At 68.9% G+C, this 26,164-nt stretch carries 25 protein-coding genes; 11 read left to right on the forward strand and 14 right to left on the reverse strand.

Annotation, left to right across the window (positions count from 1 at the left end; translation table 11 throughout):
* Nucleotides 1-131: 131 nt before the first annotated feature.
* Together CFB89_RS27960 and CFB89_RS27965 are read left to right on the forward strand one after the other, a co-directional pair.
* Complete coding sequence (locus CFB89_RS27960; protein WP_089470772.1) at nucleotides 132-950, forward strand: IclR family transcriptional regulator; 819 nt, start codon at nucleotides 132-134, stop codon at nucleotides 948-950.
* Between the two features lie 145 nt (nucleotides 951-1,095).
* Nucleotides 1,096-1,734 carry a 2-hydroxychromene-2-carboxylate isomerase gene (locus CFB89_RS27965; protein ID WP_089470773.1) on the forward strand — a complete coding sequence of 213 codons (639 nt, stop codon included), beginning with the start codon at nucleotides 1,096-1,098 and terminating at the stop codon, nucleotides 1,732-1,734.
* A gap of 22 nt (nucleotides 1,735-1,756) precedes the next feature.
* Here the strand turns inward: CFB89_RS27965 and CFB89_RS27970 are convergent, their stop codons facing one another.
* A complete protein-coding gene (locus CFB89_RS27970) occupies nucleotides 1,757-2,755 on the reverse strand; it encodes a LysR family transcriptional regulator (RefSeq protein WP_089470774.1) in 999 nt (332 codons plus the stop codon).
* A 101-nt stretch (nucleotides 2,756-2,856) separates the two neighbouring features.
* Between CFB89_RS27970 and CFB89_RS27975 the strand changes: the two genes are divergently transcribed.
* On the forward strand, nucleotides 2,857-4,089 hold the full coding sequence (locus tag CFB89_RS27975) for an MFS transporter (RefSeq protein WP_089470929.1): 1,233 nt from the start codon (nucleotides 2,857-2,859) through the stop codon (nucleotides 4,087-4,089).
* Between the two features lie 424 nt (nucleotides 4,090-4,513).
* Nucleotides 4,514-5,206 carry a phosphatase PAP2 family protein gene (locus tag CFB89_RS27980; protein WP_089470930.1) on the forward strand — a complete coding sequence of 231 codons (693 nt, stop codon included), beginning with the start codon at nucleotides 4,514-4,516 and terminating at the stop codon, nucleotides 5,204-5,206.
* Between the two features lie 102 nt (nucleotides 5,207-5,308).
* Here the strand turns inward: CFB89_RS27980 and CFB89_RS27985 are convergent, their stop codons facing one another.
* Entirely contained in the window at nucleotides 5,309-5,968 is a 660-nt protein-coding gene (locus CFB89_RS27985) for a glutathione S-transferase family protein (protein WP_089470775.1), read from the reverse strand.
* A 125-nt stretch (nucleotides 5,969-6,093) separates the two neighbouring features.
* Nucleotides 6,094-7,164 carry a rhodanese-like domain-containing protein gene (locus tag CFB89_RS27990; protein ID WP_089470776.1) on the reverse strand — a complete coding sequence of 357 codons (1,071 nt, stop codon included), beginning with the start codon at nucleotides 7,162-7,164 and terminating at the stop codon, nucleotides 6,094-6,096.
* 304 nt (nucleotides 7,165-7,468) lie between these two features.
* Here CFB89_RS27990 and CFB89_RS27995 point away from each other — a divergent pair, with 304 nt between their 5' ends.
* Both CFB89_RS27995 and CFB89_RS28000 read left to right on the forward strand, forming a co-directional pair.
* Nucleotides 7,469-8,374: an HTH-type transcriptional regulator ArgP gene (locus CFB89_RS27995; RefSeq protein WP_089470777.1), complete on the forward strand. Its 906-nt coding sequence runs from the start codon at nucleotides 7,469-7,471 to the stop codon at nucleotides 8,372-8,374.
* A 160-nt stretch (nucleotides 8,375-8,534) separates the two neighbouring features.
* Nucleotides 8,535-8,747 (forward strand): DUF1059 domain-containing protein, encoded by a 213-nt coding sequence (locus CFB89_RS28000; protein WP_034205979.1) that lies wholly within the window; start codon nucleotides 8,535-8,537, stop codon nucleotides 8,745-8,747.
* Nucleotides 8,748-8,851: 104 nt separating this feature from the next.
* Here CFB89_RS28000 and ltaE read toward each other — a convergent pair whose 3' ends face one another.
* The 3 genes from ltaE to CFB89_RS28015 all read right to left on the reverse strand — a co-directional run bounded on the left by ltaE (nucleotide 8,852) and on the right by CFB89_RS28015 (nucleotide 10,860).
* Nucleotides 8,852-9,865, reverse strand: coding sequence for a low-specificity L-threonine aldolase (gene ltaE, locus CFB89_RS28005; RefSeq protein WP_089470778.1), 1,014 nt, complete (start codon nucleotides 9,863-9,865; stop codon nucleotides 8,852-8,854).
* A 118-nt stretch (nucleotides 9,866-9,983) separates the two neighbouring features.
* Nucleotides 9,984-10,520: a hypothetical protein gene (locus tag CFB89_RS28010; RefSeq protein WP_089470931.1), complete on the reverse strand. Its 537-nt coding sequence runs from the start codon at nucleotides 10,518-10,520 to the stop codon at nucleotides 9,984-9,986.
* Between the two features lie 13 nt (nucleotides 10,521-10,533).
* Nucleotides 10,534-10,860, reverse strand: coding sequence for a hypothetical protein (locus CFB89_RS28015; protein WP_027810181.1), 327 nt, complete (start codon nucleotides 10,858-10,860; stop codon nucleotides 10,534-10,536).
* 469 nt (nucleotides 10,861-11,329) lie between these two features.
* Here CFB89_RS28015 and CFB89_RS28020 point away from each other — a divergent pair, with 469 nt between their 5' ends.
* Genes CFB89_RS28020 through CFB89_RS28030 form a run of 3 tightly spaced genes read left to right on the forward strand, consistent with a single transcriptional unit; the run spans nucleotide 11,330 to nucleotide 13,930 of the window.
* A complete protein-coding gene (locus CFB89_RS28020; RefSeq protein ID WP_089470779.1) occupies nucleotides 11,330-12,742 on the forward strand; it encodes a cytochrome ubiquinol oxidase subunit I in 1,413 nt (470 codons plus the stop codon).
* Between the two features lie 29 nt (nucleotides 12,743-12,771).
* The gene (gene cydB / locus CFB89_RS28025) at nucleotides 12,772-13,779 is read left to right on the forward strand and encodes a cytochrome d ubiquinol oxidase subunit II (RefSeq protein ID WP_089470780.1); all 1,008 of its coding nucleotides are present in this window, start codon (nucleotides 12,772-12,774) and stop codon (nucleotides 13,777-13,779) included.
* Nucleotides 13,751-13,930: a hypothetical protein gene (locus CFB89_RS28030; RefSeq protein WP_050012191.1), complete on the forward strand. Its 180-nt coding sequence runs from the start codon at nucleotides 13,751-13,753 to the stop codon at nucleotides 13,928-13,930. Before cydB ends, CFB89_RS28030 begins: the two co-directional genes overlap by 29 nt.
* Nucleotides 13,931-14,138: 208 nt before the next feature.
* On the opposite strand, the gene CFB89_RS28035 is transcribed toward CFB89_RS28030, so the two are convergent.
* From CFB89_RS28035 to CFB89_RS28060, 6 genes are all read right to left on the reverse strand, one after another.
* Nucleotides 14,139-14,333, reverse strand: coding sequence for a YqaE/Pmp3 family membrane protein (locus CFB89_RS28035; protein WP_058902411.1), 195 nt, complete (start codon nucleotides 14,331-14,333; stop codon nucleotides 14,139-14,141).
* A gap of 117 nt (nucleotides 14,334-14,450) precedes the next feature.
* A complete protein-coding gene (locus CFB89_RS28040) occupies nucleotides 14,451-14,906 on the reverse strand; it encodes a TIGR00725 family protein (protein ID WP_089470932.1) in 456 nt (151 codons plus the stop codon).
* Nucleotides 14,907-14,982: 76 nt separating this feature from the next.
* Nucleotides 14,983-15,813 (reverse strand): ABC transporter permease, encoded by an 831-nt coding sequence (locus CFB89_RS28045; RefSeq protein ID WP_089470781.1) that lies wholly within the window; start codon nucleotides 15,811-15,813, stop codon nucleotides 14,983-14,985.
* 10 nt (nucleotides 15,814-15,823) lie between these two features.
* Nucleotides 15,824-16,912 carry an extracellular solute-binding protein gene (locus CFB89_RS28050; protein WP_089470782.1) on the reverse strand — a complete coding sequence of 363 codons (1,089 nt, stop codon included), beginning with the start codon at nucleotides 16,910-16,912 and terminating at the stop codon, nucleotides 15,824-15,826.
* Nucleotides 16,913-16,938: 26 nt separating this feature from the next.
* Nucleotides 16,939-17,982: an ABC transporter ATP-binding protein gene (locus tag CFB89_RS28055; protein WP_089470783.1), complete on the reverse strand. Its 1,044-nt coding sequence runs from the start codon at nucleotides 17,980-17,982 to the stop codon at nucleotides 16,939-16,941.
* 7 nt (nucleotides 17,983-17,989) lie between these two features.
* Nucleotides 17,990-18,841, reverse strand: a complete 852-nt coding sequence (locus CFB89_RS28060) for an ABC transporter permease (RefSeq protein ID WP_089470784.1) — start codon at nucleotides 18,839-18,841, stop codon at nucleotides 17,990-17,992.
* A gap of 161 nt (nucleotides 18,842-19,002) precedes the next feature.
* Between CFB89_RS28060 and CFB89_RS28065 the strand changes: the two genes are divergently transcribed.
* A complete protein-coding gene (locus CFB89_RS28065; RefSeq protein WP_089470785.1) occupies nucleotides 19,003-19,899 on the forward strand; it encodes a LysR substrate-binding domain-containing protein in 897 nt (298 codons plus the stop codon).
* A 100-nt stretch (nucleotides 19,900-19,999) separates the two neighbouring features.
* Here the strand turns inward: CFB89_RS28065 and CFB89_RS28070 are convergent, their stop codons facing one another.
* A complete protein-coding gene (locus CFB89_RS28070) occupies nucleotides 20,000-21,658 on the reverse strand; it encodes an alkaline phosphatase family protein (protein ID WP_089470786.1) in 1,659 nt (552 codons plus the stop codon).
* Nucleotides 21,659-21,909: 251 nt separating this feature from the next.
* Here CFB89_RS28070 and CFB89_RS28075 point away from each other — a divergent pair, with 251 nt between their 5' ends.
* Nucleotides 21,910-22,131 (forward strand): hypothetical protein, encoded by a 222-nt coding sequence (locus CFB89_RS28075; RefSeq protein WP_089470787.1) that lies wholly within the window; start codon nucleotides 21,910-21,912, stop codon nucleotides 22,129-22,131.
* A 60-nt stretch (nucleotides 22,132-22,191) separates the two neighbouring features.
* Here the strand turns inward: CFB89_RS28075 and CFB89_RS28080 are convergent, their stop codons facing one another.
* The gene (locus CFB89_RS28080) at nucleotides 22,192-26,025 is read right to left on the reverse strand and encodes a DUF748 domain-containing protein (protein WP_089470788.1); all 3,834 of its coding nucleotides are present in this window, start codon (nucleotides 26,023-26,025) and stop codon (nucleotides 22,192-22,194) included.
* Nucleotides 26,026-26,164 lie beyond the last annotated feature (139 nt).

Here is a 26,164-nt window from a genome sequence, read left to right on the forward strand (position 1 = left end):
TGACAGAACTTTAAGCGGGTGTTGAATGGGCGATAAGCGGGGTATACCCGTGAAATCGCGTCTTTCTGGAACTTGCGTTCTGCCAGATAGAACGATATAGTCCGCCGACCATCATTCGAAGGAAGCAGGCCGTGCCCAGGAATCCAGCAGATCACGCCGGCGGCGCAGCCGATCCGGCGATGGAAGAAGCGTCCAGCGGCGTCGCGGTGCTCGACCGCGCGTTCGCGATCCTCCGTGCGTTCGGCCAGACCGACGACCGGCTGTCGCTCGCCGAGTTGTCGCGCCGCACCGGGCTGTACAAGAGCACGATCCTGCGCCTGCTCGCCGCGCTCGAGCATGGCGGATTCATGCGCAAGCTCGATGATGGCCAGTACGCGGTCGGGCACGAGCCGTTGCGGCTTGCCGCGCTGTACCAGCGTTCGTTCCGCGTCGGCCCGGTGGTCGAGCCGCTCCTCGAGACGCTGAGCCGCGAGCTCGGGGAAACGGCGTCGTTCTATGTGCGCCAGGGCGACGTGCGCTCCGTGCTGTATCGCGTCGAACCCGCGCGGGCGGTGCGCGTGTCGATCCGCGTCGGCGAGGAGTTTCCAGTCGGCCAGGGCGCATCGGGCAAGGTACTGCTGGCCTTCACCGACACGCACGACGCCCGCTGGAACGACGTGCGCGAACAGCTGTGGGCCGCGTCGTACGGCGAGCGCGACCCGGAAACGGCATCGGCGTCCGTGCCCGTGTTCGGCGCGGCCGGCGAATGCGTCGGTGCGCTGACGGTGTCGGGCCCGAAATCGCGGCTCGCCGCCGTGCCGGCGATGACGGCGGCGCTCACGATGTTGCTGCCGCTCGCGCAGAAGGCGACCGTCGCACTCGGCGGCGCGGGCGCCCGCTACGACGCGGCGGCCGTGCGCGACAGTCTCGCGCGGCTCGCGTCGTCGGCGGACGACGCCGCCCGGTCGTAGGACGCCGGTTGCGCGCGGCACGCGATACGGCAGCGCGAAAGGCGGCCGCATGCGACACTGGGCGGCGATGCACGCAGCGCGCCGTTCGCCGGCGACGCACCGAACGTGCAACCGTCAACCGGATCCGCCCGAGGAGACACCCGCGATGAACGCCGCGCGCACCGCCAGCTGGTATTTCGATTTCGTTTCGCCGTTCGCCTATCTGCAACAGGAACAGTTCGACCGGTTGCCGCCCGCCGCCGCGTTCGAGCCGCGGCCGATCGTGCTCGGCGCGCTGCTCGCACACTGGGGCCAGAAAGCGCCGGCGGAAATCGCGGCCAAACGCGTGTTCACCTATCGGCATGCGCAATACCGCGCGGACAAGCTCGGCATTGCATTCCGGATGCCGCCCGCGCACCCGTTCAATCCGATCAAGCCGCTGCGCCTCGCGATCGCGATGGGCGGCTCGCGCGACGCGATCCGGCGGATCTTCCGGCATATCTGGCGCGACGGCCAGGACGTCTCGACGCCGGCAGGCTTCGCCGCGCTGTGCGACGCCGTCGGCTTTCCGGACGGCGTCACGGCGGTCGAGGCCCAGCCGGTCAAGGATGCGCTGCGCGCGAACACGGATCGCGCGATCGCCGAGAACGTATTCGGTGTGCCGACGTTCGTACTCGACGACGACCTGTTCTGGGGCGAGGACGCGACCGACATGTTCGTCGACTGCGCGACGTCGCGCGCGTGGCTCGATTCGCCCGAGGTACGCCGGATCAGCGCGCTGCCGGAAGGAATCCGGCGCGGCTGACGGGCTGACGGCACGGCGGCCGTCACGCGCCGGCCGGCTCGCCCTCGCGCCCTTCGACAAGCATCGGCACGGCCTCGCGCATCATCGCGACGAACCGTACGAGCCGCGACGGATAGAACTGCGCATGCGGATAGGTCAGGTAGACGGGCAGCGGCGCGGCCTGCCACTCGGGTGCCAGATGGACGAGCTCGCCGCGCGCGAGATGGCCGGCGAGCATCCATGACGATCCGACGCACGCACCGACGCCCAGCAGCGCCGCGCTGCGCAGCGCATACAGGTTCGCGGTCGTGATGCGCGGCCGGATCGCGATGCGCCGCGTCTCGCCCGTGACCGCATGCGTCAGCGTGAGCTCGTTGCGGTAGTAGGTGCGCAACGCGAGCCACGGCAGCGCGGCCAGCCCGTCGGGGTCGGCCGGGACGTCGGCACCGTTCAGCACCGACGGCGCGGCGACCACGAAACGCGGCACCTTCGCGATCCGGATCGCGACCACGCCCGGGTCGGTCGGCTCGCCGACCTGGATCGCGCAATCGATGCCGCTGCCGACGAAATCACGCACCTCGTCCTGCAGCAGCCACTCGACCGACACGCGCGGATAGTCGCGCAGGAACTGCGCGAGCGGCGCAACGAAACGCTGCTGGCCGAACGCGTGCGGCACCGCGACGCGCAGTAGCCCGTCCGGCTCCTCCTGCGCGCCGCGCAAATCGGCCTCGAACGCCGCCCAGCTCGCCAGCAGCTCCTTCGCCTGCTTGAAGCACCGCTCGCCGTCGACGGTCAGCCGCATCGTATGGGTCGTGCGTTGCAGCAGCCGCATGCCGAACGAATTTTCCAGCGCCTGCAGCCGCCGGCTGATGGTCGGCTGCGTCGTATGCAGCTGCACGGCGGCCGCCGACAGGCTGCCGGCCTCGACTATGCGCACGAACGTTTCCATCAGCTCGAAACGATAGCCGGCACCGTCCACCGGCACCGCCTGAATGCGTCGAGACCCGCCAGCGGCGGGAGAAGAAGAGGATTTTTCGGTCATTCGTGGAGCGTATAACAAATCTGCGCGAGGCGGCACTACCGTCGCCGGCCGCGTACGGCCACACTCGCGTCCATCCCCTTCTTCAACCCAGGATGTACGCGATGTCCACCCCGACCCGTCTCGATGCCGCGCCCCGCGCGGCGCACGCTCCGGCCCGTCCGGCCGCCCATTCGATGCCCGATCGCCGGCTCGTGCTGCTGCTCGCGGCCGCCGCCGGCCTCGGCGTCGCCCCGCTCTACTACGCGCAGCCGATGCTCGGCGCGCTCGCGCCCGATCTCGGCGCGTCGGCGCAGGCAATCGGCTTCGTGCCGACGCTCACGCAGCTCGGCTATGCGCTCGGCATCCTGCTGCTCGCGCCGCTCGGCGACCGCTTCGACCGGCGCCGCGTGATCGTGACCAAGGCCGCCGCGCTGGTCGTCGCGCTGCTGCTGGCCGCCGTCGCGCCGTCGCTCGGGCTGCTGCTCGCGGCGAGCTTCGCGATCGGCCTCGCCGCGACGATGGCGCAGGACGTCGTGCCGGCCGCCGCGACGCTCGCGCACGACATGCATCGCGGCCGCATCGTCGGCACGGTGATGACGGGGTTGCTGCTCGGCATCCTGCTGTCGCGCGTCGTCGCCGGGTTCGTCGCCGAGACGGCCGGCTGGCGCGCGATGTTCGCGCTCGCGGCCGCCAGCGTCGCCGTGATCGGCGTCGTGGCCGCGCGCGGGTTGCCGCGCTTCGAGCCGACCACGCGGCTGCCGTATCGCGCGCTGATCGGCTCGCTCGGCGCGCTGTGGCGCGAGCATGCGGCACTGCGCCGCGCCGCCCTCGCGCAGGGGCTGCTGGCCGTGGGGTTCAGCGCGTTCTGGTCGACCCTCGCGGTGATGCTGCACGGCGCGCCGTTCCACCTCGGCAGCGCGGCCGCCGGCGCCTTTGGCCTCGCGGGCGCCGCCGGCGCGCTGGCCGCGCCGATCGCCGGGCGCCTCGCCGACCATCACGGCCCCGAGCGCGTCACGCGGATCGGAATCGGCATCGCAACGGTGTCGTTCGCGTCGATGGCCGCCGCGCCGCTGATGTCGCCGCATGCGCAACTCGTGCTGCTCGCGGTCGCGACGATCGGCTTCGATCTCGGCGTGCAGGCCACGCTGATCGCGCACCAGTCGATCGTCTACCGGATCGATCCCGCGTCGCGCAGCCGCCTCAATGCGGTGCTGTTCGTCGGCATGTTCATCGGGATGGCGGCCGGCGCAGCGATCGGCAGTCTGTTGCTCGCGCAACTGGGCTGGAACGCGGTGACCGGGCTGGCCGTCGCGACGTCGCTGGCCGCGCTCGCCGTACGGGTGTGGCGCAACTGACGTCGGGCATCGCGTCACACCGGCGGGCAAGCCTCATCGGCTTGCCCGCTTTTTTTATTTTTTGATCGACGCGCATGACGCAGCGCCGCCCGGCAGATTCATACCGTTCCGGCGCGACAATCATTCATCCGGCGCAAGGTCCGCACGGGCCGGCAGAATGTCCAGTTCACCCAAATGTTTTTTCGGCGCTCGTGCACGCGCGCGCGCAAACGTCGGACGATTCATCCCTGCCGCACCGCTCGGCGCCTCCCCATCCGGCCCCACCGCCCAGCCCCGTTTTATCAGGGGAATCCCGGTATTTTTTCGCATTTTCTTCGAAATAACGGGTGACATACTTGCCCCCCGTTGCGCTCCGTGCGAGCGCGCTTTTCGATCCAGCCGGCCGCCCGTCATGCGCTGCGCGGCCGCCCGGGTCGCACAGGACATGAACAATTTCGACACGACGATCCAGATCTTTCTCACCCACCTGACGTTGGGCCCGTTGACGAATCACGCGATCCGCGTGATCGCGGGCCTCTACACGTTCAAGGGCTTCGTGCTCGTCCCGGTGCTGTGCTGGCTGTGGTTCCAGCCCGGCCCGAACCGCGAGCGGCAACGCGAGTTCGTCGTCGCCACCGTCGCGAGCGGGCTCGTCGCGCTCGCCGTCGGCCGCGTGCTCGCACAGGTGCTGCCGTTCCGCGTACGGCCGATCTACAACCCCGACTTGCACCTGCACTTTCCGTCGAGCGGACTGCGCGCGGCGACGTTGCAGACCTGGAGTTCGTTTCCGAGCGATCACGCGATGCTATGGATGGCGATCGCGACCGGCATCTTCATCATCGCGCGCCGCGTCGGCATCGTCGCGCTGCTGTATTCGGTCGTGTTCATCTGCCTGCCGCGCGCGTATCTCGGCTTTCACTATCCGACCGACCTGATCGCGGGCGCGGCGATCGGCATCGCGATCGCGTGGCTGCTGACGCGCGATGCGATCCGCTCGCGCTTCGCACCGCAGGTGCTGGAGATGATCCGGCGCTTCCCCGCGCCCGCCTATACGCTCGCTTTCCTGCTGTGCTTCGAGTTGATCACGCAGTTCGACGAACTGCTGACGCTCGCGCACTCGGCCACGCGCACGATGTGACGAGCAGACGCGCGATGCTGCCGCTGCTGCTGTCGTTCCGTCGCCCCGGCGCGCGCTGCCGGCCATGCGCGGCCGCGGCACGGCCGGCGACGACCGCGTCCGTCAGTCGCGATCGGGTGCGCCGAGCGGAAAGAACGCACGATACGGCCGCGCCTCGTCGACCGCGCGCGCGAACGACGGCCGCGCGAGCAGACGCTTGCGGTACGCGATCACGTTCGCGAACGCCGGATCGATCCGGTGCGTCCAGTCCGCATAGAACAGGAACGGCGCCGCGCCGCAATCGGCGAGGCTGAAACGGTCGCCGGCCGCCCATTCGCGATCGGCCATCGTCTTGTCGAGCCACGCATACGACGTGTCGAGCATCGCGCGCGCATCGGCCACCCCGCGCGCATCGCGCTCGGCTTGCGGCCGCAGCGCGTCGTACACGACCTTCTGCTGCGGCGTCGCCACGTAGTTGTCGAAGAAGCGGTCCATCGTCCGCACCTCCAGCGCGGCGCGCGGATCGTCGGGCAGCAGGCGCACGGGGCCCGGATAGGCAAGGCCGAGATACTCGACGATGATCGACGCTTCGATCACCGTGCGGCCCGCATCGACGAGCACCGGGAAGCGCTTCAGCGGCCACAGCGCGGCCAATTCCTGCATCGGCTTCGGATCGTCGTGCGCGAGCACGCGATACTCGAACGGCGTGTCGTTCTCGTACAGCGCGGTCAACACCTTCTGGCAATAGGACGAAAAAGGATGGGCGTAAAGCGTCGGCATCATCGTGGAGGCTCCCGGGGTTGCGCGCCGCGTCACGCGGCGCCACATGATCGGATACCTTGACGACGCACGGCGCCCGGCCGTTTCGACATCGGCCCGATATTTTTTCGAAGGACAGGCCTGGGCCGCTACGAGCGGCCGTCCATCACGACGCGCCCTTCGGCGCGCCAGCGCAGCATCCCGCCGCCGAGATTCGCGACCGCGTCGAAGCCGGCCTGCTTCAGGATCACGGTGGCCTGCGCGGAACGGCCGCCGGCCCGGCACACGGTCACGACCGGCCGGTCGCGCGCGATTTCGCCGGTGCGTGCGGCCAGTTCGCCGAGCGGGATCGGCGTCGCGCCGGGCAGATGGCCGAGCGGGCCCGCGAATTCGTCCGGTTCGCGCACGTCGACGACCTGCACGGCCGGCAGATGATCCTCGAGCCATTGCGGATCGATTTCCCAGAAGCCGGCGAACGTATAGACGAGCGGCGCCCAGTCGGCGGCCGCCTGCGCATCGGGCGCGTTCGCGGCGACGCCGCACTGCAGGTTCGCCGGCACCGCGACGTCGATCTGGCGCGGATGCGCGAGCCCGAGGTTGCGCATGTAGCCGGCGAAATCGTCTTCGCTGAGATCGCCGCCGAGGCGCGGGTTGAAACGTCGTTCCTCGCCGACGCTCGTCACCGTGAGCCCGCGATAGTCGTGCGCCGGATACAACAGGCACGTGGCCGGCAGCGTGAAGAGCCGGCCGTGCACCGCGCGATACAGCGCGCGCGGGTCGCCCTGCTGGAAGTCGGTGCGGCCGGTGCCGCGGATCAGCAGGCAATCGCCGGTGAACGCCATCGATTCGTCGTCGAGCACGAGGCTGATGCAGCCGCTCGTGTGGCCGGGCGTCGCGCGCACCGTCAGGTAGCGCGCGCCGAACGCGCAGCGGTCGCCGTCGTTCAGGTAGCGGTCGGCGCCTTGCGCGCCACTTGCGGCCGAGATCGCGATCGTGATGCCCGTGCGCTGCTTCAACAGCCACGCACCCGTCACGTGATCGGCATGCACGTGCGTGTCGACGGTCGCGACGAGCCGCAGCCCGAGTTCGTCGAGCAGCGCCGCGTCGCGGCACACCTGCTCGAACACGGGATCGATCAGCAGGGCCTCGCGCGAGGCGCTGTCGGCGAGCAGGTACGTGTACGTCGACGATTGCGGGTCGAAAAGTTGCCGGAAGATCATGGCTCGGTTGCTCCGTCGCGTGTTCTTCGGTGAGGTGTAGTCGGATCGGCACACTGCGTGGTGGCGTGGGGCGCCGGCGCCGGCATGACGACAGCGCCGCCGCGCGAGCGGCATCGCGCCCACCGCGTCTCGCCCGTTCATATAGCGTAGATCAAAATGCCCACGCCGCCGCGCGTCCCCTACGCGGCAACCGATTCCGTCGACGAATCGCGCATCGCGGGACGATTCGCCGCGCCGGGACGCCAGCGCACGCTGCCTTACACTACCGCCTGTTCTCGTCCCCGATCACAGGAATCCCCCCGACATGTCGATGACGATCGATCCGAAGCAGGCCGCCGCGCTGCTGGCCGTCGCCGACACCGGCAGCTTTGAGCAGGCGGCCGTGCGCCTGCACGTGACCGCGTCCGCCGTCACGCAGCGGGTCCGCGCGCTGGAGGCGAGCCTCGGCACGCCGCTCGTGCTGCGCACGCGGCCGTGCCGCCCGACGGTGGCCGGACAGCGCGTGCTGCAGCACCTGCGCCGCGTCGCGCTGCTGCAGGCCGACCTGCAGAGCACGCTCGCGGCCGAGCGCGAATCGCCGATCTCGGTCACGATCGCGCTGAACGCCGACAGCCTCGGCACGTGGTTCCTCCCCGCGCTGACGTCCGTGCTCGCGGGCGAGCGGATCCTGTTCGAGCTGATCGTCGAGGATCAGGATCACACGTTCGCGCTGCTCGAAAGCGGGATGGCGGTCGGCTGCGTGACGACCGAGCCGAAGCCGATGCGCGGCTGCATCGCGACGCCGCTCGGCACGATGCGCTACCGGCTGCTCGCGGCCGCCGCGTTCGCGGTGCGCTGGTTTCCGCGCGGGCTGAACCGCACGAGCGCACGCCATGCGCCCGTCGTCGCGTATTCGCGGCGCGACACGCTGCAATCGTCATTTCTGAAGGAGAAGTTCGGGTTGCCCGAAGGCGCGTACCCGTGCCACTACGTGCCGGGCACCCATTCGCACTTCGCGGCGGTGCGGCACGGGCTCGGCTACGCGATGGTGCCGGAGCCGCTGATCGGCGCCGCGCCGCTCGATGCGCAGGGGCTCGTCGATCTCGCGCCCGCGCATCCGACCGACGTTACGCTGTACTGGCACGCATGGACCGTGCAGTCGCCGACGATGGCGTCGCTGTCGGAGCGGGTGGTCGAAGCGGCGCGCCGGCTGCTCGCGCCGCTGCCGTAACGCGCTGGCGGAAGCGCGGGCGATTCGAGGCTGCCGGCGCGGTCCGCACGGCGACGAGAAAGTCGGCCGCGCCGCCTATACTTTTCCCATCGGCCTCGCGAACGCGCCGCGCGGCCGATCATCCAGGTCCGGCCGTTCCCTTTCATGTGAGGAGAACATCATGTCCCGCCGCTATATCGATTGCCGCGAGTTTCCCAGCGCGACGCATTGCTCGGTCGCGATTTCCGCCGACTCCGACAACGAACTGCTGGAGGCCGCCGTTCAGCATGCGGTCTCGGTCCACCAGCACACCGACAGCGCCGAACTGCGCACGCAGCTGAAATCGCTGTTCCACGACGGCACGCCACCCGCCGACATGCCGCGGCAAGCGTAATCCGCCGGCATGGCAAGAATCGACCCACCGCGCACCGCGTCACCCTTTCGTGTGTGGCGTCATGCCACGCCGCGCCGGCCCGTCGCCGGCCGGCGCATTCAGCGTTACGCGCGACGCTGCGCGAAATACGCGCCGACCGCGCCGAGAAACGTGTCGATATCCGCACGCGACACGTCGCAATGCGTGACGAAGCGCGACGCATACAGCATCTGCGTGAGGATCCCGCGCTCCTTCAGCCACGCCTCGAGCGGCGCGCAATCGGCTTCGGGGAATTGCGCGAACACCATGTTCGTCGCATGCGACAGCACCTTCACCGAATCGATGCGTGCGAGGCCGGCGGCGAGATGCGCGGCATTCGCGTGATCGTCCGCGAGCCGCTCGACGTTGTGATCGAGCGCATACAGGCACGCCGCCGCGAGAATGCCCGACTGCCGCATCCCGCCGCCCAGCACCTTGCGCCAGCGCTGCGCGCGCTCGATCAGCGCACGGCTGCCGACGAGCACCGACCCGACCGGCGCACCGAGCCCTTTCGAGAAGCAGATCGACACGGTGTCGAACGGCGCGCACAGCTCGGCGATCGGGCGGCCCGACGCGACCGCCGCGTTGCACGCGCGCGCGCCGTCGAGGTGCGTCGACAGCCCGCGGCTGCGCGCGAACGCGACGGCTTCCTGCACATAGCCTTCCGGCAAGACCTGGCCGCCGATCGTGTTTTCGAGCGCGAGCAAGCGCGTGCGGGCAAAGTGATTGTCGAGCGGCTTGATCGCCGCGGCGATCTTCGCGAGCGGCAGCGTGCCGTCCGGCGCGTTCTCGATCGGTTGCGGCTGGATGCTGCCGAGCACGGCCGCGCCGCCGCCTTCGTACTTGTAGGTATGAGCGAGCTGGCCGACGATGTATTCGTCGCCGCGCTCGCAATGCGACATCAGCGCGGCCAGGTTGCTCTGCGTGCCGCTCGGGAAGAACAGGCCGGCTTCCTTGCCGGCCCGCTCGGCCGTCACCGCCTGCAGGCGCAGGACGGTCGGGTCGTCGCCCCACACGTCGTCGCCGGTTTCGGCGGCGGTCATGGCGGCCAGCATCGCCTGGCTCGGACGTGTCACGGTATCGCTGCGTAAATCGATCATCGCTGTGCCCTGAGTAAACGCGAGCCGGCATCCCTGCGTCCGGCCCTGCCGAAAACGAGACTCAGAGTGTACGCAATTCACGCGGCATGTGCCGACGGATGCGCGGCGATCGCGTGCGTCAGTATCGCGGCGGCGGCGGCTGGACGCCCGCCGGCGGCATCGGCGGCGCGGCGCGCGGCGCAGTCCCGCCATAGCCCCCATATCCACCGCTCATCCCGCCCGGCACCGGCACGCGGTTGCCTGTCGCATACATGCATTGCAGATACGCGTAGTCGTAGCGGCGCTGGACGTCATAGGCCGAGCCCTGCGCGGCGCCCGCGCCGACGACGCTGCCCGCGAGCAGCCCCGCGCCCGCGCCGACCGCCGCGCCGGCGCCGCCGTTGAATGCGGCGCCGGCCGCCGCACCGAGCGCGGTGCCGACGGCCGCGCTGCCGACCGCGCTCGCGGTCGACGCCTGCCCGGCGCTCACGCCGCCCGATTGCTCGAACGCGTACTGCCGGCAACTGCCGTCGTCGGCGCGGAACTGGTCGAACGACTTGCCGGTGCCCGGCAGCGCCATCACGCTCGGCCCGGTCGGCATGTAGGCGCACGCACCGAGCAGCGCGGCGAGCGACATTACCGCCGGCACGCGCAGCAGTCGAAATACGGTTCTCATCATTGCGCCTCCGTCACTGCGGCCGCGCCGGCACCGAGCGCCAGCCCGACTTGCAGGTCTTCACGTACGGGTAGTAATGCTTCGACGCGTCGCAGTAGTACCAGAGGTTCGCGTCGCCGTTGTCCTGCGGCTGCCCCTGCTCGACATACTCGGTCGGCGGCGGCGGAGCGACCGGCACCGCGACGACGGGCGGCGGGTAGTAGTAAGGCGCAGGGACAACCGGGGCGTAATACGGGTAGCCGGGGCCGATATAGACTCCGACCCGGGCGGCATGCGCCACGCCGCCCGTCGCGACCGCCACCGCGGCGGCCGCACCCAGCGCGAGTTTCAATCCATTCACGTCACGTTCTCCGGCTGGCCGGTTCGTCGATGCGAACCCTGCATCCCGAACGCTACGCCGCATGCGATCCGGCATCCATTACCAACGCCCACGCGAATGTTGCGCGCCGTTACCCGTGTGACGAACGGCCCCGCCCGTCCGGACCGGCGCGTTACACGCTAACGGATCGAAACCGATCCCCGTCCCTACACACGGTTTTCGCGCACGCAAAACCGTTCCGATGATGCGACGCGCCATATTGACGCACGTGCGGCAGACCGCCACGCCGCGGCCGCACGCGCCGCGAACGGCCTTCTTGATACGAATCAACGATTTATCCGGAAATCGCCCGCGACGGGCTGGACATCTGCGACGAGTTGGCGCATTTCGCGGTGCAACATCGCGGCCCATACTCCAGCCAACCCCGACGCCCGTCCGCCGGGGGCCGCCGGCACCCGCCGGCGGGTATCGTCAGCCTCGGTCATCTGGTATGGACACCGCACTTTCGGCCCTCGATCTGGCCCGCCTGCAATTCGCGTTCACCGTCTCCTTTCACATCGTCTTTCCGGCGCTGAGCATCGGCCTCGCCAGCTTCATCGCCGTGCTCGAATATCGCTGGCTCAAGACCGGCAAGCAGTACTACAAAACGCTCTGCCTGTTCTGGTCGAAGATCTTCGCGGTCGCGTTCGGGATGGGCGTCGTGTCCGGCGTCGTGATGAGCTATCAGTTCGGCACCAACTGGTCGGGCTTCTCGAGCTTCGCCGGCGCCGTCACCGGCCCGCTGCTGATGTACGAGGTCATGACCGCGTTCTTCCTCGAAGCCGGCTTCCTCGGCATCATGCTGTTCGGCTGGAACCGCGTGAGCCCGCGCGCGCACTTCGGCGCGACGCTGATGGTCGCGATCGGCACGCTGATCTCGACGTTCTGGATCCTCGCGTCGAACAGCTGGATGCAGACGCCGCAGGGATTCGAGATCGTCGACGGCCGGGTCGTGCCCACCGACTGGTTCGCGATCATCTTCAACCCGTCGTTCCCGTACCGCCTGTTCCACATGGCGATCGCCGCGTTCATCGTCGCCGCGCTGGTGGTGGCCGCGACGGGCGCGTGGCACCTGCTGAAGGGCCGCCGCGACAAGGGCGTGAAGAAGATGTTCTCGATGGCGCTGTGGCTGCTGCTCGTGCTCGCGCCGCTGCAGGCCGTGATCGGCGACCAGCACGGCATCAACACGCTGAAGTACCAGCCCGCGAAGATCGCCGCGATCGAAGGGCTGTGGGAAACCGAAAAGGGCGGCACCGCGCTCAACCTGTTCGGCATTCCCGACATGAAAGCCGAAACGACCCGCTACGCGGTGAAGGTGCCGCACCTCGGCAGCCTGATCCTGACGCACAGCTGGGACGGCGAGATCCGCGGGCTGAAGGACTTCCCGCCGCAAGACCGCCCGAATTCGACGGTCGTGTTCTGGAGCTTCCGGATCATGGTCGGCCTCGGCTTCGCGATGATCGGCCTCGCCGCGCTCGCGTGGTTCCTGCGCCGCCGCGGCCGCCTGTATGAATCGAAGTGGTTCCAGCGCTTCGCGCTCGTGATGGGCCCGACCGGTTTCGTGTCGCTGCTCGCCGGCTGGGTGACGACCGAAGCGGGACGCCAGCCGTGGGTCGTATATGGCGTGATGCGCACCGCGCAGGCCGTGTCGCCGCTGTCGGTGCAGCAGGTCAGCCTGTCGATGATGACGTTCGTGATCGTGTACTTCCTCGTGTTCGGCACCGGCGTGTACTACATGCTGAAGCTGATGAAGGCCGGCCCTGCGCTGCCCGACGTCAAGCACGACGATAAACCGGACACGCGCCCCGATCACACCGCGCGCCGCCCGATGTCGGTCGTCGACGAGCTGATCGAGACCGTCTGAGCCCACCCCATTCGCAAACGAGAAAACCTATGGACGTCACCGTAATCTGGGCCGCGATCATCGCATTGGGGCTCTTCATGTACGTCGTGCTCGACGGCTTCGACCTCGGCATCGGCATCGTCTTCCCGTTCTTCCCGGACGAGAAGGAACGCGACCTGATGATGAACACGGTCGCGCCCGTGTGGGACGGCAACGAGACGTGGCTCGTGCTCGGCGGCGCCGGGCTGTTCGCGGTGTTCCCGATCGTCTATTCGACCGTGCTGTCGGCGCTGTACCTGCCGCTGATCTTCATGCTGGTGTGCCTGATCTTCCGCGGCGTGTCGTTCGAGATCCGCGCGAAGGCACGGCGCACGAAGCAGCTGTGGGATCTCGCGTTCATCGGCGGCTCGGCCGGCGCCACGCTGTTCCAGGGGATCGCGCTCGGCGCGTTCCTGCAGGGCATCGACGTGAAGGACGGCGTGTACGCCGGCGGCGCGTTCGACTGGCTCACGCCGTTCAGCCTGCTGACGGGCCTCGGCCTGATCGTGACCTACGCGCTGCTCGGTTGCTGCTGGCTCGTCGCGAAGACCGAAGGCGACCTGCAACGCCGCCTGCATCGCGTCGTGTGGCCGCTGACCGTCGTGCTGCTCGGCTTCATCGCGGTGATCAGCCTGTGGACGCCGCTGCAGGATCGGGCCATCGCGCAGCGCTGGTTCGACTCGGGGCTGTTCTGGCGCCTGCTGCCGGTGCCGTTCCTCGTGGCCGCATGCGCGGTGTGGATGCGCCGCGCGGTGCGCGACCGGCATGACATGACGCCGTTCGTGCTGGCGCTGGCGCTGGTGCTGCTCGGCTACGTCGGCCTGCTCGTCACGCTGTTTCCCTATGCGATTCCGCAGACGATGACGATCTGGGAAGCGGCGGCGCCGCGTTCGAGCCAGACCTTCACGCTGGTCGGCGCAGCGGTTATCCTCCCGATCATCATCGCCTATACGACGATGGGTTATTGGGTATTCCGAGGCAAGGTGCGCCATGAAGACCAGCATTACTACCACCACTGATTCCACCGCCGGCCAGCCCGGCGCGCCGCGCCCGCGGATGCGCGGCTGGATGTGGTTCGTCGTTCTGTGGGCGGGCGGCGTGATCGGCGCCGTGACGCTCGGCTATGCGTTCAAGATCTTCATGAACCTGACGCTGTTTGCGGTGAAGTAGGCGAAGCGGCCGCCCGGGTCGAGCGATGGCCCGGGCGGCCGTTTTGTCGTTGGGCCGCGGCTTCGGCCGGATGCATCAAGCAGAACAACGCACGAATCCGCCATTTAGGCAGAAATCCATACAAATCACGTCGCCGACGTGAAGGAAATATATATTTCTACCGAAATACGAACCACGCGGCTGAATCACCCAACCGCGCATCGCGCGTCTACGGCCGCCCGCGCAGCGCCGCCTCGATCTTCCGATCGGTCTTGTACTGGCTCAGCGCATACACCGACCAGATCGCGGCCGGCAGCCAGCCGATGATCGTGAGTTGCAGGAGCAGACAGATGATCCCCGCGATCGGGCGGCCGATCGTGAAGAACTGGAACCACGGGAGCAGCAGGGCGAGCAGCAGGCGCATGAACGATCCTCTCGGTACGTCGTTGAACGGGTGACACCCGGCCAATATGGCGGGTTGCGCGCCCCGTTTCAAGCCCGGGCGCGACGTTCGCCGGGCGCCCCCTCCCGATACCCTGCGCTACGCCGAATCGGCCAGCCACTGCGCGACGCGCAGGACGAGCGCGTCCGCTTCGTCGAAGCACTCGACCCCCGCCACCTGCGGCGCACCGCAAATCGTGAACACCGGCTTGCCCCACTGCAGCCCGAGCGCGATTTCCGACAGCGTGCCGAGCCCGCCGCCGACCGCGATCAGGCACACCGACGCGCGTGCGACCAAGGCATTGCGCGTGATGCCGAGCCCGGTCGGCAGCGCGACGCTCAGATACGGATTCGCCAGCGCGACATCCTCCTCGGGCAACAGCCCGATCGCGCAGCCGCCGGCCGCGTGCGCACCGCGCGCGGCGGCCTCCATCACGCCCTGCTTGCCGCCGCCGACGAGCGCGACGCCCGTCGCCGCCACCGCGTGCGCGATCCGTTCCGCGACCCGCATCTGTTCATCCGTCGCGTCGCGCGGGCCGATCACGCCGACCGGCATCCGGTGCCGGTGCGTGCCGCGTTGCCGTTGCGCGAGTCGCGCGAGCGCGTCGCGCGCCGGTTCGGACCACGCACATTCAATGACGTCGTTGGCGAACAAGGCCTTCCCCCAGTGCAAGAACGCAGGTACAGATGGCCGTCAGCACGATCGACAGCGCGGCCGCCTGCGAAAAATCGGTTTGCCCGTCCGACAGCTTCAGATACATCAGCAGCGGCAGGATGTTGATCTGCGTGCCGGCCAGCGCAATCGCCGTGCCGTAAGTACCGAGCGCGATCGCCGTCACGAGGCACCATGCGGACGCGACCGACGGCCACAGCTCGCGCCACGCGACGTCGAGCCACGCGCGCCACGGCCGCGCGCCGAGCGTCAGCGCCGCCTCGAGCGGCCGCCGGTCGAGATTCGCGAGCGTCGGGTAGATCATCAGCGCGACGCGCGGGATCAGGTAGTACGCATAGGCGACCGCGAGCCCCGGCATCGTGTAGATCGCGCCGCCGACCACGGTCGGATCGGCGCCGAGCGCGGCCAGCAGCGTGGTCACGAAGCCCGCGCGGCCGAATGCGAGGATGAAGCCGTACGCGATCACCAGCCCGGAAAACGCCAGCGGCACGCCGAGCAGCGCGAGCGACCAGTGGCGACGGGCCGGCGACTGCCCGGCGAGCGCGAACGCGACCGGCACGCCGACGGCGACCGACAGCGTGCCGGCGCCCACCGCCAGCGCCAGCGAGCGCGCGATCGCATCGGCGACGAGCGGATCGCGCCACACCGCCGCGAACGCGCGGCCGCCGCCCGCGCCTGCCGCATCGACCAGCGCGGCCAGCGGCAGCACGAAGCACACCGCGAGCAACGCGGCCGCGGGCAGCGCGCCGAAACGGCGCAGCACGCCGCGCTCGGGTAAGGAAGCGTGCATCCCGCGCCCCTTACTGGCCGAGCGTGGCCTGCGACCACAGCTGGTCGACCTCGGCCTTGCGCGCCGCCGCCTTCGCGACATCGAGCGGGCGCACCTGCGGCGCGTTCGGCAGCTTCGCCGCGACGTCCGCCGCGACCGGCGTGCCCGGCACCGCCGGGCGCACGTAGCCTTGCGCGAACAGCGCCTGCCCGACGTCGCTCATCACGAGGTTGAGCCAGAGCTGCCCGGCGGACGGATTCGGGCCGTTCTTCACGAGACTCATCGCATACGGCGCCGACACGCTGCCGTCCTGCGGAATCACGACGTCGGCCGCGTCGCCCATGCCGTCCGCGTACTTCGCCTTGAGGCCGTCGTTCTCGTAGCCGATCAGGATCGGAATCTCGCCCTTTACGAACTTCGCGTACGGCGTCGTGCCCTCTACGCGCAGCACGTTGCCGGCCTGCTTCAGCTTGCCGAAGAAGTCGGCGCCCGGCTTCGGGTTCTCGACGCTGCCGCCGTTCGCATACGCGGCCGCGAACACCGCGACCTGGCCCTGCCCGGTCGAGCGCGGGTCGAGATAGACCACCGCGTTGCGGTACTCGGGCTTCAGCAGGTCCGACCAGCGCTGCGGTACGTTCTTGACGAGCTTCCGGTTGACGAGGAACGCGATGTTCAGCGAATGCACGGCGAACCAGCGAGCGTCGGTCGCGCGGAACACGCCCGGCAGCTTGTCGAAGTTGACCGGCCGGAACGGCGCGACGACGTCCTTGCCCGCGGCGTCGAGCGCCGATGCCGCGAAGTAGTACGCGGTATCGGCCTGCGGACGGCGACGCGACTTGTCGAGCGCGACGACGGTCGCGGCCGAGCCGATGTCGTTGTACGTGATCTCGACCTTCGGGTAGCGCTTGCGGAATTCGGCGAACAGCGCCTTCCAGTTCGCCCATTCGGGGCCGGTATCGAACGACACGACGAGCCCTTCGTCGGCCGCCTTCGCGTACAGCGCGTCTTCGCCCGGATACAGCGGCGCGGCCTGCGCCGCCGCGCTGGAAAGCGCCGCGAGCGCGCACAGCGCCAGCACGCGGGCGCGCATGGCCTTCACAAAAAGGGAGCCTGCAAGCATCGTGAATCTCCGTTGAACGAAAGAGGTCATTGCGCAGCCGGCGACGCCGGCAGCACGAGCAGATGGCAAGGGTCGATCGCGATGCTGCGCGCGGCGGGCTCGCGCCCTTCGCACAGCAGCACGTCGGCCGAACCGTCCGGAATGAAGTCGTAGCGCTGCGTCGCGCCGAAATAGCGCACGTCCCCGCGACGGCCGTCGATGCGGTTGGCGCTGTGTTCGGGCGGATCGGCCTGCACGTGTTCGGGGCGCACCAGCACCTCGATTTCCGCACCCGGCCGGTGCCCGCCCGTTTCCGCGCGCAGCGTCGCGAAACGCACGTCGACGGTGCCCTGCGCGAGCACGCGGCCGCGCAGCAATGTCGAATGCCCGACGAAGCGCGCGATCTCGGCGGTCGCGGGGCGCTCGTACAGGTCGCGCGGCGTGCCGGCCTGGAGCACGCGGCCGCCGTCGACGATCGCGACGCGGTCGGCCATGCTCAGCGCTTCGTCCTGGTCGTGCGTGACGAACAGCGTCGTCGCGCCGCAGGCGCGCTGCAGTGCGCGGATCTCGTCGCGCAACTGATGACGGATGCCGGCATCGAGCGCCGCCAGCGGCTCGTCGAGCAGCAGCAGCTTCGGTTCGATCACGAGCGCCCGCGCGAGCGCGACGCGCTGCTGCTGTCCGCCGGACAGCATCGCGATGCCGCGCGTCGCATGCGCCGACAATCCGACCCGCTCGAGCATGTCCAGCGCGCGCCGGCGCCGCACGTCGGCCGCGACGCCGCGCATCCGCAGCCCGTACGCGACGTTGTCGACGACCGACAGGTTCGGGAACAGCGCGTAGTGCTGGAACACCATCCCCACTTCGCGCCGCCACACGGGCACGCCGGCCACGTCGTCGCCGCCGATCGCGATGCGGCCGCGCCAACCGTCGAGCAGCCCGGCCGCGAGCCGCAGCAGCGTGGATTTGCCGGACCCGCTGCGGCCCATCACGGCGAGCAGTTCGCCCTGCGCGGCCGACAGCGTGACGTCGTCGACGCCATGACGGGCGCCCGGATACTGAAAACTGACGTGTTCGAATTCGAGGCTCATGGATGACTCATTTCAGACGTTGCACGGTGCCGACGGACACGAGCGTCGCGAGCACGGCGAGCACGAGCAGCACGACCGTGGCCGCGCACGCCATCCCCGTCGCGCCGTAGAACGCCTGCAGCAACACGATCGGATAGTTCCGGTAGCGAAAGCCGGCGATCAGGTTCGAAATCTGGAATTCGCCGATCGACAGCGCGGCCACCATCACGAGGCCGGAAAACAGGCTGTGGCGCAGGTTCGGCAGCACGATCGTGACGAACTGGCGCAGCGGCGTCGCACCGAGCGTCGCCGCGCAGGCCTCGAGCCGCGCGAGGCCGAGGTGGCGCAGGTCGCCGAGCAGCGTCTGCAACAGATACGGCAGCGTCAGCACCGCGTGCGCCGCGATCATCAGCGGCAACGTGCCGAGCCACGGCAACGTGTCGCCGCTGAAGATCGCGATGTAGCCGAAGCCGAGCGTCAGCGCCGGCACGGCGACCGGCATCAGCATCACGATGCGCGTCGCGAACCCGCCGCCTGCCTGCGCGCGATGATGCAGCGCATACGCGAGCGGCAGGCCGATCACCGCGTTGAGCGCGCAGCACGCCAGCGCCACCATGAAGCTCACGCCGAACGCGCGCGTGAAGCTCCGGTTCGCGGCCAGATCGGCGAACCAGTGCCCGGTGACGCCGGCGGGCAGCAACGTGTTCGTCCACGATTCGCCCACCGCGCCGATCAGCAGCAATACGATCGGCAACAGCAGGTAGAGGCCGAACACCGCGAGCAGCGCCTGCAGCAGCAGGCGCCCGACGGGCGGCCGGGCCGGTTTGTTACGACGAATCGGAATACCGTCGGCCATGGCCGGGGCGGTTGACTCAGACATGAAGACACTCGCTGACGATCGGGAAAAACCTCGCGCAACGCCCGCCGGACGGGCCCGCATGCGTTGTCGAAGCCGGCGCAGTGTGCGGTTTCGACATGGCATCGTCATGAAAAAAACGTAAAAAGCGCGCATCGATCTATGCAAGGACGGAACAGCTCGCGATGAAGCACCTGTATCCGAACGTGGCGGAACTGCATGCGTTCGCCACGTCCGCGAAGTACCTGAACTTCTCCTACGCGGCCCGCGAACTGGGCCTGACGCCGAGCGCGGTCAGCCGGCAGATCGCGAACCTCGAGGCGCTGTTCGGCGTGAAGCTGTTCGTGCGCGAGGGGCGCGGCCTCGCGCTCACCCGTGCCGGTCAGGTCTATCACGCGCGCGTCGTCGGGCCGCTGCGCGAAATCGGCAACGCGTCGATCGAACTGCTGAGCGCCCGCGAGAACGGCGACCTGCTGACGATCGCGAGCGTGCCGACGTTCACGACGAAGTGGCTGTTGCCGCGGCTCACGCACTTTCTCGCCGCCGCGCCGGGGGTCACGCTGAGCTTTCGCCGCCACCTCGCGCCCGGCGACGTGTTTCCGTTCGGGCTGGACGCGGCGATCCGCTACGGCGACGGTGGATGGGAGGGCGTGCGAAGCGACTATCTGGGCGGGCGGACCTTCGTGCCGGTCTGCTCGCGCGAATTCGTCGACCGGCATGCGCTGCGCGTGCCCGCCGACGCGGCGGCGGCGCCGCGCCTCGTGCACGAGCAGGCGGAGATCGCGTGGTCCGCATGGGCGGAACGTCATCGCGCGTCGCAGATGAACGCGCTGGCCGGGCCGCGCTTCGAGCAGTATTCGGTGCTGATCCAGGCGGCCCAGGCCGGGCTCGGGATCGCGCTCGTGCCGCGCTTCCTGATTCTCGACAATCTGGCGGCGGGCACGCTGATCGAGCCGTTCGACGCGCCCGTCGACGTCGACGCGCAGGGGCACTATCTGTGCTACGCGCCGGAGCGCCTCGACACGAGCGAGGCGTTGCGGCGTTTCAAGGAATGGATGCTGGACGAAGCCGGGCGTCCGTAGGGCGGCGCAGCGTCGTACGGGCCGCGCCGACGCGCACCGCCGCACGACAGCGCGCGCCCGTTGCCGGACGCCGCCCGACGGCGGCCTCCGGCCTGCAACGTCAACGCCCGATACCGAGCCCCGGCAGCACGCGCGTGTTCTCGGCCACGACCGCATGCAGCAGGCGCGGATCCGCGCCGAGCAGCGCCAGGATCGTCGGCGCGACCTGCTTCGTGCCGACGAGATCGCTCACCGTGCGCGCACGATGAATGCCCGGATACGACACCAGCAGGCCGAGATGGCTGTCGTCCGGCGCGTTGCCGCCGTGCTCCTCGTCCTTCTTCGTGCTCGACGTGTAGATCACGCCCGGATTCGGCTGGACGACGATGTCCGGCGTGCGGCCGTTGGCCGGATCGCCGAAACGGTCGGCCAGCGCCGCGCCGTACAGCACGTATGCCTGCGGGCCGTCCGCGCAGATCCCCGGCGCGTTGCAGCCGAGATTCGCCTTCAGCGCCTGCACGACGGCCGTGCGCTGGCCGCGGTCGCGCAGCCAGACCAGGCCGACGTCGTCGGTCTGCACGAAGCCCGTGCCGACCAGGCCCGAACCGTCGTTCAGGTTGCCCGTCGTCGTGTTGTTCTGGCCGAAGTTGCCGTTCGGGTCGAGGAAGTCGTTCGCTTCGAGCAGCTTCGTCAGCGTGTCGCCGTTCTTCACGAGCTTCGTGTGATCGCTCGGCGACTGGCCGTGCTTCGACGTGACGATCACCGCCGTCGACGTATACAGGTTCGCCTGCTTCAGCGCCGCGACGACATGGCCGATCGCGTCGTCGACGTACGTGATCGCGTTCGCGACCTGCCCGTTCGGCGTGAAGTCGGCATCGAGGTAGCCGCCGCCCTTCGCGACCGGCGCCTTCTGCGCGACGCTCAGCGTCTGGAAGTTCGCGCCGAACAGCGTCGGCACCGGCGCGGCCTTCGTGCCGGTCGAATCGCGGCCGCCAATCTGGTTGATCAGCGCCTGCACGTGCAGGTTGTCGAAGCGCGCGGTGTGCGAGTAGACGTCCGTATAGTCGGTGTTGGTCGCCGGGTCGATCGAGTTGATCTCGGTGCGCATCAGGTCGTCGACGCCGGTGCCCGACGGGCCGTTCAGCCAGTCGTAGCCCCACGCGTGCTTGTCGGCCCACGCGGTGTGCGCATTCGGCACGCCGGCCTTCACGGCCTCGAACACCGTGTTGGTCTTCACGTAGTTGTGCGGGTAGACCGGCACGCACTGCCCGTTGACCTTCGCATGCGGTATCGCCTGCGGATTGAACGCGCCGCCGCCGTCGAGGTGCACGAGCTTGCCGCCGTTGAACGCATCGATGCCGGTCGTCTCGTCGAACACGACGTTCCAGCCCTGCTTGCCCGAACACGTCGTGTCGCTCGGCGCGTACAGGTTGCGGTCGTACGACACGTCGTAGAACAGGCCGGCCGTCTTCGGCGAGCCGCCCGTCACCAGTGCCGCAAGGCCCGGGAACGAATCCGACAGCCCCGGCGTATACGCATTCGCGTACGTCACGCCGCTCTTCGCGAGCACCGCGAGGTTCGGGCACGTATTCGCGCCGATGCAGCGCGCGAGATCCTGTTCGTGCAGGCCGTCGATGCTGAGCAGCAGCACGTGCTTCACGACCCGGCTCGCGCGGCCGCTGTCGTCCGGTTGCGCCGCGTGCACGCCCGCGCCGGCGAGCGCCAGCGCAGCCGCGACCATCGCCGCCGTTTTCCGTTGCTTGATGAACCTGGAAATCATCACCCCACCTCACCGATTGATGTTGAACTTCGTGACTTGCCGTCAGGCGCGCAAAATATCGCCGGGTCGTGCGGCGGCCGGATGAAGCGGGGCTTTCTGTTCTCTGTCAAACGTAACCAATCGCAAATGACGCGAAGCGGTCGCGATGCGCGGCCGTCGCGTGCGCCAGCCCGTGCGGCCGGATTTTTTTTCGGGTTGGCCCGCGACTATTGGCGTGGCATAAAGGGTTTTCCCTGACCCGGAGCACGAGTATGTCGACCCTGGAAGCCCTCCGGTTCGTGCTGGACGATGCACGTACCCCCGAAATCATTCGCCATCACGTCGTCGACGCGCTGCAGTACGCGTTGCGCAACCACGGACCGGTGTTCACCACGAAGGAAGTCGAATGGCTGGCGCAGTGGGACGACGCGCGTCTGCCGCTGGCCGCGAGGAAGGAGCTGGACAAGCGCGAACCGGCGATCGCCGGCCGCTGAAAAAAGCCGCCGCGCCCGGCGGGTGCGGGCGCGGCGGCGAATGACGGATAGCGGTAACGCTTACTGCAGCCCGAAGTCGACGCGGGTCGTCGCGCCCTTGTCCGAGATGCCCTTCGCGTCGAGCTTCGGCGCGACGACGAACATGCGGCTCGAGTCGATCTTGCCGTCGAGATACTGGCGCACGGCCTGCGCGCGCTGCTGCGCGAGCGCCCGCAGCGCGTTGTCGTCGGCCGGTGCGTGATCGGCGAGCGCCTGCTTCATGTCCGCATCGGGCAGCGTCTTCTGCAGGCCGACCAGGTTGCGCGGCTTCTTGAAATCGGCGGCCTTGTACGCACGCGTCAGGTATTTCGAGTATTCGGCCTTGTCGACCTTCACCGACATCGGATCGACGCTCTCGCCTTGGCCGATCACGTCCTTCAGCTTCTGCTGGCGCACCAGCCGCTCGACGTACGCGTCGCGCAGCCCCGGCGTGTCCTGCGCCGGATCGACACGGCCGATCAGGTCGAGGCGGATCGACGGCTTCTCGGTCAGCATCTTCACGACGGTATCGAGCTTCTTCTGCTGCGCGTCGGTCAACTGGTACGAGCCCGGCGCGAACTCGACGTAGCCGAGATCCTCGCCGCCGCTGCCGCCGAACGCATTCGCGAGCAGCGTGAACGGCGACGTGACGGCCTTCGCGATCAGGTTCAGCACCGCGTGCCAGATCAGCCCGCCGATGCTGAATTCCGGATTCGACAGCGACCCCGACACCGGCAGGTTCACGTCGATCTGGCCGCGCGTGTTCTTCAGCAGCGAGATCGCGAGCTTCACCGGCAGCTTCGTCGCCGTGTCGTTCTCGACGTGATCGCCGAACGTCAACTGATCGATGAAGATGTGGTTGTTCGCCGACAGCTGGTCGTTCGCGAGCTGGTAGTGCAGGTCGACGTTGAGCTTGCCCTTCGTGATCGGATAGCCCGCGTACTTCGCGGAATACGGCGTCAGGTTGGTCAGCTCGATGTCGTGCGCGGTGGCCGTCAGGTCGAGCGCCGGCTTCTCGATCAGCGGGTTCACCGTGCCCTTGATCGAGATCGGCCCGTTGCCCGCGAGGTTCGCCGCGACGTCGACCGGCGCGGACATCGTCGAATCCGTGCCGAACGCACCGACCGTGCCCTTGATCGCGACGAGGTTCGCCGTGTAGTTCGGCTTGATGAAGTTGTCCGTGTACGTGACGCGGCCGTTCTGCAGCAGCAGTTCGCCGAAATGCATCCGCACCGGGTTCTGCGGCTGCGGCGCGGCCTTCACGACCACCGTCGCCGACGCGGCGGCCGGCACGGACGCCTGCTGCGCGGCCGCGGCCGATGCGGCCCGCGCGGCGGCCGGCGGCGTCACGCCCGGCGACAGCGGCACCGGCTCGCCCTTGCTCGCGTCGCGGGTGAGCGACTGCGCGGGGCCCGTCTCCTTCGCGACCACGTCCTTCAGGTTCAGCCGACCCTGCGCGTCGAGCAGCACGCGGCCGTAGAAGTTCGAGAACGTCACGCGCGCGGCGTCGACGTCGGTGCCCTTCTCGTCGTAGTTCGCCTTCAGGTTCGACAGCGCGAGCGAGCGCCAGCCGGCGAACGGGTCGGACGTCGCCTTGTCGAGCATCCGCACGTCGACCAGCGCGACGTCGCCGCGATAGGTCGCGCGCGGCTTGTCCTTCACTTGCGCGAACGTCAGGTTGCCCTGCGCGTTGAGCAGCGCGCTCGCGATCGTCGCGTTCAGCGCGCTGCCGAAATACGGTTCGAACGCGGCCGCGTCGACGCGGTTGCCGTTGATCTTCAGGCCGAGCTTCAGCGGCTGCGCGGTCACGTCGCCCGTCACGTTCAGCGAACCCTTGCGATTCAGCGTCGCCTTCAGTTGCACGGGCAGCGGCTTCGTCAGGTCGTCGCTCACCTTCTGCACCGACAGCTCCAGCGGCTTGATCGCCAGCTTCACCGGGCGCGGCGTCGACAGGTCGGTGAAGTTCGCGGACGCATCCTTCACGTTCAGCGCGTCGATCCGGTAGTGCCACGACGGCGCGGCGGCCTGCGCCTTGCGCGCGACCGTGCGCGGCGGCACCGCCGCCTGCGCGGGTTCGGCCAGCGCCGCGAGGTCGATCTTGCCGTCCTTCAGGCGCTTCACGTCGAGCGCAAGGCCGCTCGCGTCGACGCTCGAGATTTCCGCCGTGCGCGCGGCGACGTCGACCTTCGCGATCTTCGCGTTCGCGTCGGGCAGCACGATCGCCGGCGCCTTGTTGTCCGGCGCGGCGATCTTCAGCGATTTCAGGCTGACCGTGCTGTCCGCGACTTCCGCGGCGAGCGGCGTCTTGCCCCAGTCGGTCTTCGCGTTGACGGTCGCGCCGAGCGTGCCGTCGAGCACGCGCGCACGCGTCGCCTCGCCGAGGTACGGCTGCAGCGCCGGCAGCGCGAGCGCGGCGACCGTCAGCTTCGTGTCGGCCTGCTTCGCGGCGAGATTGAATGCGCCTTCGGCCTTCAAGTCGCCGCCGCGCGACAGCGACGTCGACAGCGTGTATTTCGCCGGCGTCTTGCCCTGCAGCGTGAAGCCGTCGAGCGTCGCGGCGAGCTTCGTCAGCGACAGTGCGGTCGGCGTCGCCGGCACGCGGTCGTCGACGTTGATCGTGCCGCCGTCGATCGCGACGTGACGGATCGTCAGATCGAGCGGCGGCGTTTCCTTCGAGGCGGCGCCTTCGGCCTTCGCGCCGCTGGCGCCGCTGGCCGCGGCGACGGTCGCGCCGGAAGCCGCGGACGCACCGGAAACGGCGACGGCCGGCGCGGCCGTCTTGCCGGCTTCGGCCTTCGGTGCGGCGGCCGGTTGCGCGACGAGCTTCTCGACGTTCAGCACGCCCTGCTTGTCGCGCGACAGGTCGACCACCGGCTGGTCGAGCCGGATCTCGTCGAAGTGCATCGCATTGCGCAGCGGTTCCAGCCCGGCCGCCGCGACGTGCACGCCGCGCGCGGCGAACAGCGGCGCCGACGCGCGGTCGGTCACCTTCGCGTCGTTCAGGTCGACGGTGCCCGACACGCGCAGCGCGGGCGTCTCGCCGCTCATCACGAAATTGACCGTGAGGTTGCTGCTGAGCAAGCCGCTCGTCACGGCCACCGGCAGCTTCGCCGGCACGTACGAGATCAGCTTCGGCACGTCGAGGCGGTCGAACTTCAGCGCGATCTCCGATTCGCGCGACTGCGCGAACGGCTTGGTCTTGCCGTCGATCGAGATCGGGCTGCCGTCGAAGCGCGCGCGCAGCTTCGGTTCGACGAAGATGTCGGTTTTCGAGGCCAGCGTCGCGATGTACGGAATGCCGAGCGTCCAGTTGTCGACCACGTGCTTTTCGTTCAGCAGGCGATCGTCGAAATCGATCCGGCCGTCGTTGACCTGGATGTTCGACACCGAGAACTGCGTCGGCTTGCTGTCGGGTGTCGGCGACGGCGACGAGAACTTCTCGATCAGGTCGGTGAAGTTGAAGCGCTGCGCGTCGTAGCGGACGACGTGAAAACGCGGCGAATCGAGCCGGATTTCGTTGACGATCGGCGCGCCGCGAAACAGCGACGACCACGACGGCCGCACGACGAGCTTGCCGATGTCGATGAAGTCGCCCTGGCCGCCGCGCTCGCCGAGGTGGATGCCGTCGGCTTCGAGGTTCAGCGTGTACGGGTTCAGTGCGATGCGCCGGATCGTGGCCGGCCGGTCGAGCTGCTTGCTCAACTGCTGTTCGGCGACATGGCGGATCAGCGGCGGCGCCGCGAAGAAGCCGAGCAGTCCGAACAAAACGACGAGGATCAACAGGCCGATGCCGATACGCCGGGTCCGGCGCGAGCGTGCAACGCCACCGAGGGCATGGAGGGTCGAGGGTAGGGTTTCTTTGTCTGCGCTTGCCATGCTTGAATGTCTCGGGAATGGATGCCGGGCCGCACCGCACAAACCGGGCGGCCGCGCACGCTATCCCGAAAGTATAGGCTCAGGAGGGGACGGTACGGCGGGCGGGCGCCGCCGCCGCGCCCGCCGTCGGACAACGGCG

Source organism: Burkholderia sp. AU16741, from assembly GCF_002223345.1.
Taxonomy (GTDB): Bacteria; Pseudomonadota; Gammaproteobacteria; order Burkholderiales; family Burkholderiaceae; genus Burkholderia; species Burkholderia sola.